The 11,945-nt window shown below is 61.3% G+C and carries 5 protein-coding genes; 2 read left to right on the forward strand and 3 right to left on the reverse strand.

Features of this window, described 5'->3' with window-relative positions; all coding sequences use genetic code 11:
• Positions 1–66: 66 nt before the first annotated feature.
• The 3 genes from ACI77I_RS03385 to aceE all read right to left on the reverse strand — a co-directional run bounded on the left by ACI77I_RS03385 (position 67) and on the right by aceE (position 7,384).
• Positions 67–2,760 carry a bifunctional diguanylate cyclase/phosphodiesterase gene (locus tag ACI77I_RS03385; protein WP_094949246.1) on the reverse strand — a complete coding sequence of 898 codons (2,694 nt, stop codon included), beginning with the start codon at positions 2,758–2,760 and terminating at the stop codon, positions 67–69.
• Positions 2,761–3,077: 317 nt separating this feature from the next.
• Positions 3,078–4,727 carry a dihydrolipoyllysine-residue acetyltransferase gene (gene aceF, locus ACI77I_RS03390; RefSeq protein ID WP_406996962.1) on the reverse strand — a complete coding sequence of 550 codons (1,650 nt, stop codon included), beginning with the start codon at positions 4,725–4,727 and terminating at the stop codon, positions 3,078–3,080.
• Between the two features lie 11 nt (positions 4,728–4,738).
• On the reverse strand, positions 4,739–7,384 hold the full coding sequence (gene aceE, locus ACI77I_RS03395; RefSeq protein WP_094949244.1) for a pyruvate dehydrogenase (acetyl-transferring), homodimeric type: 2,646 nt from the start codon (positions 7,382–7,384) through the stop codon (positions 4,739–4,741).
• A gap of 382 nt (positions 7,385–7,766) precedes the next feature.
• Between aceE and glnE the strand changes: the two genes are divergently transcribed.
• Together glnE and waaF are read left to right on the forward strand one after the other, a co-directional pair.
• Complete coding sequence (glnE, locus tag ACI77I_RS03400) at positions 7,767–10,706, forward strand: bifunctional [glutamate--ammonia ligase]-adenylyl-L-tyrosine phosphorylase/[glutamate--ammonia-ligase] adenylyltransferase (protein WP_263274404.1); 2,940 nt, start codon at positions 7,767–7,769, stop codon at positions 10,704–10,706.
• 204 nt (positions 10,707–10,910) lie between these two features.
• Positions 10,911–11,945, forward strand: a complete 1,035-nt coding sequence (gene waaF / locus ACI77I_RS03405; protein ID WP_094949242.1) for a lipopolysaccharide heptosyltransferase II — start codon at positions 10,911–10,913, stop codon at positions 11,943–11,945.

Below are 11,945 nucleotides of genomic sequence, written 5' to 3' on the forward strand. Positions count from 1 at the left end.
GTCCTCTCAGTCAGATTGAGTTATGTATTAAGAAGACACTCAGTGTGCCCGAGTGTTACAGCGCTGTCAGGCGATTGGCCCGCGCGGGTAGCGTTTAAGCTTCTCGAGCAGCTCTGCACCGGGGATCGGCCGGTCGAACAAATAGCCCTGGCCCACATCACAACGATGTCGACGCAGGAAGGCTAACTGTTCGGCGGTCTCGACGCCTTCGGCCACCACCTTGAGCTTGAGGTTGTGAGCCATGGCGATCACCGCCGAGGTGATTTCCATGTCGTCCTGGTTGTCCGGGATTTCGTGGATAAAGCTGCGGTCGATCTTGATGATGTCGATGGGGAATTTTTTCAAGTAACTCAGCGACGAGTAACCGGTGCCGAAGTCGTCCATGGCCAGGGTCAGGCCAAAGCTTTTGAGCTGGTCGAGCTGCAAGCGCGTGTCTTCGGTGGCTTCCAGCAGCAAGCCTTCGGTCAATTCCAGCTCCAGCAGGTTGGCCGGCAGCTGTTCTTCCTTGAGGATGGTGGCAATTGAGGCCACCAGATCCGGGTCGGAAAACTGCTTGGGCGACAGGTTGATCGCCACCTGCAAGTTGCCCATGCCCGCGGCGGTCAACTGCCGGCTCATGCGGCAGGCCTGGCGCGCGATCCACTTACCGATAGGGATGATCAGCCCAGTCTCTTCCGCCACGCTGATGAACTGGTCGGGGCGAATCATGCCCTTTTCCGGGTGGTTCCAACGCAACAACGCTTCCATGCCCAGCAGGCGGCCGCTGCGCAGGCACAGTTTGGGCTGGTAGAACACGTCCAGCTCGTTCTGGGTCAGGGCGCGGCGCAGGTTGTTTTCCACGAACAGTTTGTAACTGGCCTCGGCGTTCAGGGCTTCGGTGAACACCTGCACTTGGTGTTTGCCGTTGGCCTTGGCTTTGTGCAGTGCCAGCCCGGCGTTACGCATCAGGGTTTGCGGGTCGCGGCCGTGTAATGGCGCGCACGCCAAGCCCACGGAGCCGGTGACGCTGATTAGCTGGTTATCGACGAACATCGGCTTGTCGAGGGTCGCCAGCAGCTGGCTGGCAACCTGCTGGCCAGTCTCAAGATCAGTGTCGTCGAGCAACACCGCGAACTCGTTACTGGCAAACCGCGCCAAGCTGCCACTGGCGCTCAGGCTGTTGCGCAGGCGGCGTGCCAGGCTGATCAGCAGCTTGTCGCCGGTCTGGTGGCCGAGGCTGTCGTTGATCCGCTTGAAGTTGTCGATGTCCACCAGCAACAGGCTGATCGGGCTGTCGCTGTCGCGGGCAAAGCGCTCATCCAGGTTGCGGATAAACGCCGGGCGGTTGCCCAGGTTGGTCAGGTTGTCGGTGTAGGCCAGGCGCTCGATGCGCTGCTGGGCCAGCTTGGTCTGGGTAATGTCTTCGTAGATGCCGATGTAGTGGGTCAACTCACGGTTGTCGCCATACACCTTGGAAATCGACAGCTGGCCCCAGTAGGGTTCGAGGTTCTTGCGCCGGCTCTTGAACTCGCCCTGCCAGCTATTGCTCTTGGCCAGGCTCGACGGCGCATCGAAGAGCAACTCGCTGAGGTTCTCCAGCGCCGGCAGTTGCGCCAGGCGGTGGCCGTGGACTTCTTCGGCGCTGTATTGGGTGATCGCGGTAAAGCTGGGGTTGACGTACTCCACCACGCCGTCGCAATTGACCAGCAAAAAGGCGTTGGCACTTTGCTCCACGGCACGCTGAAACAGGTGCAGGGCGCTGGTGGCGGTGCGCCGGTTGTGGTTGTTGATCACTTGCGCGAATTGGTCCGCCAGCTCACCGGCAAAGGCGATTTCATCGGTCTGCCATGCGCGGGGGCTGCCGCTTTGTTCCAGGCACAACACGCCAATGACCTGGCCATCGACGCGGATGCTCGCGTCGAGCATCGCGTATATATCCTTAGCGCGCAGGCTCTCGGCCATTTCCCGGGTGCGCGGGTCGCGCATCGCATGGGTGGCGTCGATGGCGCGGCTCGAGTGCAGGGCTTCCAGGTAGTCCGGGAAGCCGCTGGCGTCGATCGCTTCCGGCAAATGGTGTTGTTGGTCGGCGCGGTGGTAGGCCGAGATCGGCACCAGGCGCTGGCCTTCGAGGTTCCAGATGCTCGCGCAATCGATCTGGTAGATGTCGCACGCGCTGCGGGTGATCAGCTCGGCGGCTTCCTGCAGCGAGTTAGGCGTGGTGTAGCGCTGGCGCGCGAGCAGCAGAATCAGCTCCTGTTGGGCGCGCACGCGTTCCAGGTGCTGCAACTGTTCCAGCTGGGCGCGCTGGTTGAGCTCCAGGGCGATCTGCAGGCGGCTGTTCTGGTTTTCCAGGTCTGCGGTCGGGGCGGCGGCGGGGATTTCGCTGAACAGCCCGTCGACCACCATCAGGTAGCCGCGCAGCAGGTGGCGATTGTGTTGTTTGTAGGCCTCGCCCATTTCCAGCAGGCTCAGGGGGCCGTCGTTGGTGTGCAAGGTGTAGCGCACCAGGTAATGCGGGCTCTGGGTCAGTTGTTGCTGGATGGCGTCGTGCAGTTGGTAGCGCGCCTGCGGTTCCATCAGGCTGGCGTAGGGTGTGCCGAGCAAGGCACACAGCTCAACCGCCGGCAGGCCGAATTGGCGCTCGCAATTGGGGTCGAGGTACAAGAGGGCCCAGCTTGCCTCATTAAGCCGCTCGAAACGCAGCATGCCGAGGCGCGAGGGCACCGGTAACTGCGTCACTACCTCGGCCGCCATACGGGCGACATCGGGTTGGCTTTTCATGGGGGAACTCGCTTGGAAAAATGCGCACGGCGCCGGGCTCACGCCCTCTTTACTGTCACCTGCGGCAAGGTTGCATCATGCAGCACGCACTGACAAGAGAGGATGAAGGCTAAGTGCTATATGGCTGTTATCGGCCGCGGGAGCGGTTTCTACAATCGAGGTGATGGGTGGCGCATTGACGCAGGCACGGCGGGCCTAGCTCCTACAAACCGGCAGGCCAAAAAAAGCCCCGCCAAATGGCGGGGTTGAGGTACGAGCGTGGCGCTCGGAAATCGGTGCAGCCAGGCCTCCCTGGTGAAAGGGAGGCCCGTTGAGGCTTACAGCAGGATGGTGCGGATGTCGTTCAGCAGTTGGCTCAGGCGCTGCGTGAAGCGTGCAGCGGCTGCACCGTTGATCACACGGTGATCGTAGGACAACGACAGCGGCAGCATCAGCTTAGGCTGGAACGCTTTACCGTCCCACACAGGCTGGATAGTGGCCTTGGAAACACCCAGGATTGCCACTTCCGGGGCGTTGACGATTGGCGTGAAGCCAGTGCCGCCAATGTGACCGAGGCTGGAGATGGTGAAGCACGCGCCCTGCATATCGTCTGCGGTGAGCTTCTTGTCGCGGGCCTTGGCAGCCAGCGCAGCCGCTTCGGCAGCGAGTTGCAGCAGGCTCTTCTGGTCGACGTTCTTGATGACCGGTACCAGCAGGCCGTCAGGCGTGTCGACTGCAAAGCCGATGTTCACGTATTTCTTGCGAATGATCGCCTTGCCGCTTGGTGCCAGCGAACTGTTGAAGTCCGGCAGTTCCTTGAGCAGGTGCGCGCAGGCCTTGAGCAGCAGTGGCAGCACGGTCAGTTTCACGCCGGCCTTCTCGGCCACGGCTTTCTGCGCAACGCGGAAAGCTTCCAGGTCGGTGATGTCGGCTTGGTCAAACTGAGTCACGTGCGGAATGTTCAGCCAGCTGCGGTGCAGGCTCGACGCGCCGATTTGCATCAGGCGAGTCATCGGCACTTCTTCGGTTTCGCCGAAGCGGCTGAAGTCCACGACCGGAATCGGCGGAATGCCCGAACCACCAGTAGCAGCGCCGGCAGCCGGAGCTTCCTTGGCTTTCTGCATCATGGCTTTGACGTAAACCTGCACGTCTTCTTTCAGCACGCGACCGTGAGGGCCAGTGGCCGACACAGCGTTGAGCTCAACGCCGAATTCACGGGCCAGCTGACGCACGGCAGGGCCGGCGTGAACCTTGGCACCGCTTGGCGCAGGTGCGGCAGCCGCTGGGGCCGGTGCGGCCTCAGCTTTTGCAGCCGGTGCCGGGGCGGCAGCGGCCGGAGCCGCTTCAGCCTTGGCCGCCGGGGCATCAGCGGCTGGCGCGGGTGCCGCAGCAGGCGCAGCGCCTTGTACTTTGAGCTTGAGGATGAAATCGCCAGTGCCGACTTCGTCTTCCAGCTTGACCGCGATGCTTTCCACCACGCCGGCAGCCGGCGAAGGGATTTCCATGGAGGCCTTGTCGGACTCCAGGGTGATCAGCGACTGATCGGCTTCGACGGTGTCGCCGACCTTGACCAGCAGCTCGATGATCTTGGCCTTGCCCGACGAACCGATGTCCGGAACATGAATGTCCTGGACGGTGGCGGCGGCAGGTGCAGCGGCCGGGGCTGCTGGAGCTTCGGCGGCGGCAGGCTTTTCAGCAGCAGGGGCGGGTGCAGCAGCGGCAGCAGGGGCTGGCGCAGGGGCCGCATCAGCGGCACCTTCGATTTCCAGCTCCAGCAGTTCGTCGCCTTCTTTCAGGCGGTCGCCCAGCTTCACTTTCAGGCTCTTGACCACGCCGGCTTTGGGAGCAGGGATTTCCATGCTCGCCTTGTCCGATTCCAGGGTCAGGATGCTCTGGTCGGCTTCGACTTTGTCGCCGACCTTCACAAACAGCTCGATTACTTCACCTTCACCGCTGCCGATGTCAGGTACGCGAATGAGTTCGCTCACAAAAAATCTCCTCAGCAGTCCAGTGGGTTGCGTTTTTCCGGGTTGATCCCGAACTTGACGATAGCGTCAGCCACCACCTTAGGTTCGATCTCACCACGGTCAGCCAAGGCTTCCAAGGCTGCCAACACCACGAAGTGACGGTCAACTTCGAAGAAGTGACGCAGCTTCTTGCGGCTGTCACTGCGGCCGAAACCGTCGGTGCCCAGGACTTTGAATTCCTTGGACGGGACCCACTGGCGAATCTGTTCAGCAAACAGCTTCATGTAGTCGGTAGAGGCAATGACTGGACCTTTACGGCCGGCCAAGCACTCTTCAACGTAGCTCAATGCAGGCTTCTGACCTGGGTGCAGGCGGTTGTTACGCTCCACCGCCAGGCCGTCGCGACGCAGTTCGTTGAAGCTGGTAACGCTCCACACGTCAGCGCCGACGTTGAACTCTTCACGCAGGATCTTCGCCGCTTCACGGACTTCACGCAGGATGGTGCCGGAGCCCATCAGCTGTACGTGGTGCGCCGCTTCCTTGGTGTCTTCTTCGAGCAGGTACATGCCCTTGATGATGCCTTCTTCCACGCCGGCCGGCATAGCTGGCTGCTGGTAGGACTCGTTCATCACGGTGATGTAGTAGAAAACGTCCTGCTGCTGTTCGGTCATCTTCTTCATGCCGTCCTGGATGATCACCGCCAGCTCATAGCCGTAGGTTGGATCAAAGGTGCGGCAGTTCGGGATGGTGGCAGCCAGAATGTGGCTGTGACCGTCTTCGTGTTGCAGGCCTTCGCCGTTCAGCGTGGTCCGCCCGGCAGTACCGCCGATCAGGAAGCCACGGGTACGGCTATCGCCTGCTGCCCAGGCCAGGTCGCCAATACGCTGGAAGCCGAACATCGAGTAGAAGATGTAGAACGGCAGCATCGGCTGGTTGTGGCTGGAGTACGAAGTACCGGCAGCGATGAAGGAGCTCATGGCGCCCGCTTCGTTGATGCCTTCTTCGAGGATCTGGCCCTTCTTGTCTTCCTTGTAGAACATCACCTGGTCTTTATCGACTGGCTCGTAGAGCTGGCCGACGGAGGAGTAGATGCCCAACTGACGGAACATGCCTTCCATACCAAAGGTACGGGCTTCGTCCGGGATGATCGGGACGATACGCGAACCGATTTCCTTGTCCTTGACCAACTGCGCGAGGATCCGCACGAAGGCCATGGTGGTGGAGATTTCACGGTCGCCCGAGCCGTCCAGGATAGCCTTGAGGGTATCGAGTGGCGGTGTCGGAATGTCGAAGGACTTGGCGCGGCGCTGTGGCACGAAACCGCCCAGTGCAGTACGGCGCTCGCTCAGGTAACGGGCTTCGGCGCTGTTTGGCTCTGGCTTGAAGAACGGCAGGTTTTCCAGCTCTTCGTCTTTGACGGGGATGTCGAAGCGATCGCGGAACAGCTTCAGGCTTTCAACATCAACCTTCTTGGTGTTGTGCGCGGTGTTTTTCGCTTCGCCGGCACCGGTGCCATAACCCTTGATGGTCTTGGCCAGGATGACGGTCGGTTGTTCTTTGTGGTTGACCGCTTCATGGTACGCCGCGTAGACCTTGTACGGGTCGTGGCCACCACGGTTGAGCTTCCAGATCTCGTCGTCGGACAGGTCTGCAACCATCGCCTTGAGTTCAGGCGTGTTGAAGAAGTGCTCACGTACGAACGCGCCGTCTTTGGCCTTGTAGTTCTGGTACTCGCCGTCGATGACTTCGTCCATGCGACGTTGCAGGATACCGTCGACGTCTTTGGCCAACAGTGGGTCCCAGAAACGGCCCCAGATGACTTTGGTCACGTTCCACTGAGCACCGCGGAACACGCCTTCGAGTTCTTGGATGATCTTGCCGTTGCCGCGAACCGGGCCGTCGAGGCGCTGCAGGTTGCAGTTGATGACGAAGATCAGGTTGTCGAGCTTCTCGCGGCCAGCCAGGGAGATGGCGCCCAGGGATTCCGGCTCGTCACACTCGCCGTCGCCCAGGAAGCACCAGACTTTCTGCTTGCCTTCAGGGATGAAGCCACGGGCTTCCAGGTACTTCATGAAGCGTGCCTGGTAGATCGCCTGGATCGGGCCAAGGCCCATGGATACAGTCGGGAACTGCCAGAAATCAGGCATCAGCCAAGGGTGCGGGTACGACGACAGGCCGCCACCGTCCACTTCCTGACGGAAGTTGTTCATCTGGTCTTCGGTGATGCGGCCTTCCATGAACGCACGGGCGTAAACGCCTGGAGAGGTGTGGCCCTGGAAGTAGATCAGGTCGCCGCCGTGTTCGTCGGTCGGGGCCTGGAAGAAGTAGTTGAAGCCGATGTCATACAGGGTTGCGCTGGAAGCGAAGCTGGAGATGTGACCGCCCAGGTCAGAATCTTTCAAGTTCGTGCGCATTACCATCGCCATGGCGTTCCAACGTACCAGCGAGCGAATGCGGCGTTCCATGAACAGGTCGCCAGGCATGCGTGCTTCGTGGGTAACGGGGATGGTGTTGCGGTATGGCGTAGTGATGGCGTAGGGCAGTTGCGAGCCGCTGCGGGTCGCGAGTTCGCCCATACGGGTCATCAGGTAGTGAGCACGGTCTTCGCCTTCTTTGTCGAGAACCGATTCCAGGGCGTCCAGCCATTCCTGGGTTTCGACGGGATCGAGGTCTTGCATGGCTTGCTCCAGGGCGGAAAGGCTACCAGAATCGGTTGCCTGAGTTTGCGACTGGCCTTGTGGGCAGACGACATAAATTCTTGGATGGCCGAAGGTTGCTTCGGCGTCCTGTAGTTTTACTACAAATCGTCGGCCATTTCAGCCTTTCGAATGTATATACGAGTAGTAAAACTACACAAGACTGAGCGTATGGCTCGGTCTGGCTGGTGAGCATAATCGTTATTGTTGATCTTTTGCGAACAAGAAAAGGTGAAAGTTTGATGTTGCCTGCCAAGATTAATTTAATTTCAGCTATTTATAACCTTTGTTCGACAGTCCTTCACCGAGCGTGGTTCTTGCGTTCACAGCTACAAGCCATTCACGCGCCGATCAAGGATAGACCATGAGCCTTCCAACGCTGGCCCCATTACCGGCCATTCTCTTGCCTTACGCCCAGCGGGCCGAGCAGTCATTTCGTGACGCAGTGGCCGCGCTGGACGCCGATCATGGCCTTTCTGAGTGGTCGCCGCAACGGTGGGCTGACTTCGCCCGCGTGTGCGCCGCCAGTGATTTCGTCATTGAACAGAGCCTGCGTGACCCTTTGATGTTGCTTGAACTGGTGGCCTGGGGCGAGCTGGACCGTGGCTTTGCGCCCGGCGAGCTGTGCGGCCAGATCGCCGGTGCCGTGCAACAGGCCGAAACAGAAGATGAGCTGGGCCGCGTACTGCGCCGCCAGCGCACGCGTCAACAAGTGCGCATCATTTGGCGCGACCTGACCCGCCAGGCCGACCTGGTGCAAACCTGTCGCGACCTGTCCGACATGGCCGACGCCAGCATCGACCAAGCCTACCAGTGGCTGTACCAGCGCCACTGTGTGCAATTCGGCACACCCACTGGCCGGCGCAGCGGTGAAGCTCAGCACATGGTCATCCTCGGCATGGGCAAGCTCGGCGCCGTGGAGCTGAACCTGTCTTCGGATATCGACCTGATTTTCGCCTACCCCGAAGGCGGCGAGACGGTGGGCGTGAAGCGCGCCCTGGATAACCAGGAGTTTTTCATCCGCCTTGGTCAAAAATTGATCAAGGCCCTCGACCCGATGACCGTCGACGGCTTTGTGTTCCGCGTCGACATGCGCCTGCGCCCTTACGGTTCGGCCGGGGCTCTGGTGCTCAGCTTCAATGCGCTGGAACAGTACTATCAGGATCAGGGCCGCGACTGGGAGCGCTACGCCATGATTAAGGCGCGCGTGGTCGCCGGTGATCAGGTGGCCGGTGCGCAACTGCTGGATATGCTGCGCCCGTTCGTCTACCGGCGTTACCTGGATTTTTCCGCCATCGAAGCGCTGCGCACCATGAAGCAGCTGATCCAGCAGGAAGTGCGGCGCAAGGGCATGGCCGAGAACATCAAGCTGGGCTCGGGCGGCATTCGTGAAGTGGAGTTTATCGCCCAGGCGTTCCAGCTGATCCACGGTGGCCGAGACCTGAGCCTGCAACAGCGACCTTTGCTCAAGGTGCTCGGCACTCTGGAAGGTCAGGGCTACTTGCCGGCGGCGGTCATTGCCGAATTGCGCAATGGTTACGAATTCTTGCGTTACACCGAGCACGCGATCCAGGCAATTGCCGACCGCCAGACGCAAATGCTCCCGGACAGCCCGGAAGACCAGGCACGCATTGCCTTTATGCTTGGCTTTGCCGACTGGGCCGCCTTCCATGAACGCCTGATGTACTGGCGTGGCCGGGTGGCCTGGCACTTCCGCCAAGTGATTGCCGACCCTGATGAAGCGGAGGGCGAAGAAAGCGAATTGGTCGTGGGCGGTGAGTGGTTGCCGCTGTGGGAAGAGTCCCAGGACGAAGACGCCGCGTGCCGCCAATTGCAGGAAGGTGGCTTTACCGACGCGCCCAAAGCCCTGAAAACCTTGGCCGGCCTACGCGGCAGCCCGCAGCTACGTGCCATGCAGCGCCTGGGCCGCGAGCGGCTCGATGCCTTTATCCCGCGCCTGCTGGCTCAGGCCGTCGAACACGCCAACCCGGACCTGGTGCTGGAGCGTGTGTTGCCATTGGTCGAAGCCGTCGCCCGCCGTTCCGCTTATCTGGTGCTGCTCACGGAAAATCCCGACGCTCTGCGCCGCCTGTTGACCCTGTGCGCCGCCAGCCCGTGGATCGCCGAACAGATCACGCGTTTCCCGCTGTTGCTCGACGAATTGCTCAACGAAGGCCGCCTGTTCAAGCCACCGTTGGCGCCGGAACTGGCTGCCGAGCTGCGTGAACGCCTCACGCGTATCCCCGAGGATGACCTTGAGCAGCAGATGGAAGCCCTGCGCCACTTCAAGCTGGCCCACCGCCTGCGCGTGGCCGCTTCGGAAATCGCTGGCAGCTTGCCGTTGATGAAAGTCAGCGATTACCTGACCTGGCTTGCCGAAGCCATCCTTGAACAAGTGCTGGCCCTGGCCTGGCGCCAGACCGTGGCGCGCCACGGCTCGCCGCAGCGGCTCGACGGCACCTTGTGCGACCCGGGGTTCGTCATTGTCGGCTATGGCAAAGTCGGCGGCATCGAGCTGGGCCATGGTTCCGACCTTGACCTGGTGTTTATCCACGACGGCGACCCGCAGGCCGAAACCGACGGCGCCAAGCCGATCGACGGTGCGCAGTTCTTCACGCGGCTGGGCCAGCGGATCATCCACCTGCTGACCACCCAGACCAACTCCGGCCAGCTGTATGAAGTGGACATGCGCCTGCGGCCTTCCGGCGCGTCCGGTTTGCTGGTGAGTTCGCTCGGTGCGTTTGAGCGCTATCAAGAAAATGAAGCCTGGACCTGGGAACATCAGGCCCTGATCCGCGCGCGAGTGCTGGTGGGCAGCCAGGACGTAGGCCATGCGTTCGAGCAGGTACGCGCTAAAGTACTGGGGCGCGAACGCGACTTGGCCAAGCTGCGCCAGGAGGTCGGCGAGATGCGCGCCAAGATGCGCGGCAACCTGGGCACCAAGTCTACGGCGGCCGGTACCGGCGCCAATGCCTTCGAGCCCACGGTGGCGTTCGACCTCAAGCAGGACGCCGGTGGTATCGTCGATATTGAATTTATGGTGCAATACGCGGCTTTGGCGTGGTCTGCGCAACATCCATCGTTGCTGCGCTACACCGACAATATCCGCATTCTGGAGGGCCTGGAGCAGGTGGGGTTGATGCCCGCCGCCGATGCTCATTTGCTGCGCGAGGTGTATAAGGCCTACCGTTCCGCCGCGCACCGCCAGGCCTTGCAAAACGAGGCCGGTACGGTGGCCGGGGATCAGTTCGCCGACGAACGGCGTCAGGTGATGCGAATCTGGAATGAACTGGGTTTAAGCTGAAACCCGATGAATTGAGCGATGCCAATCTAATGTGGAAACCGGCTTTATGTGGGAGCGGGCTTGCCCGCGATGCAGACGCTTCGGTGTATCAGGTATACCGAGGCGATGCTATCGCAGGCAAGCCCGCTCCCACAAAAAGCGCGATCTGCAGTAATTATCGATGCGGGGAGGCATAAGCCTCCCCGCATCGTTTGTGGAAACTACATGAATATTCTGATCGTTGGGCCCAGTTGGGTCGGTGACATGGTGATGGCACAGACACTGTTCCAGTGTCTGAAACAGCGCCATCCCGACTGCCAAATCGACGTGCTCGCCCCCGAGTGGAGCCGGCCGATCCTTGAGCGCATGCCCGAGGTGCGCAAGGCCTTGAGCTTCCCGCTCGGCCACGGAGCTCTCGAACTGGCAACGCGCCGTCGCATCGGCAAATCCCTGGCCGGCCAGTACGATCAGGCGATCCTGCTGCCCAACTCGCTGAAGTCGGCGCTGGTGCCGTATTTTGCCGGCATCCCTAAACGCACCGGCTGGCGCGGCGAGTTTCGCTACGTGTTGCTCAACGACGTGCGCACCCTCGACAAGGCGCGCTACCCGCTGATGATCGAGCGTTTCATGGCCCTGGCCTACGAGCCCGGTGCTGAGTTGCCGACGCCGTACCCGCGCCCAAGCCTGCAGATCGACCCGGTGACCCGCGATGCGGCCCTGGCCAAATTTGGCCTGATGCTCGACCGTCCGGTGTTGGCGCTGTGCCCAGGCGCGGAGTTTGGTGAGTCCAAGCGCTGGCCGTCGGAGCATTACGCCAAAGTCGCCGAGATGAAGATTCGCGAAGGTTGGCAGGTGTGGCTGTTCGGTTCGAAAAATGATCACTCGGTGGGCGAAGACATCCGCCAGCGCCTGATTCCTGGCCTGCGCGAAGAGGCGGTGAACCTCAGCGGCGACACGTCCCTGGCCGAAGCCATCGACCTGCTGTCCTGCGCCGATGCGGTGGTGTCCAACGACTCCGGCCTGATGCACGTGGCCGCCGCGCTGAACCGCCCGCTGGTGGCGGTGTACGGCTCGACCTCACCAGGGTTTACCCCGCCATTGGCCGACAAAGTCGAAGTGGTGCGCCTGGGCCTGGATTGCAGCCCGTGTTTCGACCGCACCTGCCGTTTCGGTCACTACAATTGCCTGCGCCAGTTGCTGCCGCAACCGGTCAGCGATGCCTTGCAGCGGTTGCAGGGCTCTGTGGTCGAGGTTCGTTAG

The sequence above is a fragment of the Pseudomonas sp. D47 genome (assembly GCF_045447305.1).
Taxonomy (GTDB): Bacteria; Pseudomonadota; Gammaproteobacteria; order Pseudomonadales; family Pseudomonadaceae; genus Aquipseudomonas.

Coding starts and splice junctions, on each gene's coding strand:
- waaF (WP_094949242.1), top strand. CDS start 10,911: ATGAATATTCTGATCGTTGGGCCCAGTTGGGTCGGTGACATGGTGATG.
- aceE (WP_094949244.1), bottom strand. CDS start 7,384: ATGCAAGACCTCGATCCCGTCGAAACCCAGGAATGGCTGGACGCCCTG.
- glnE (WP_263274404.1), top strand. CDS start 7,767: ATGAGCCTTCCAACGCTGGCCCCATTACCGGCCATTCTCTTGCCTTAC.
- ACI77I_RS03385 (WP_094949246.1), bottom strand. CDS start 2,760: ATGAAAAGCCAACCCGATGTCGCCCGTATGGCGGCCGAGGTAGTGACG.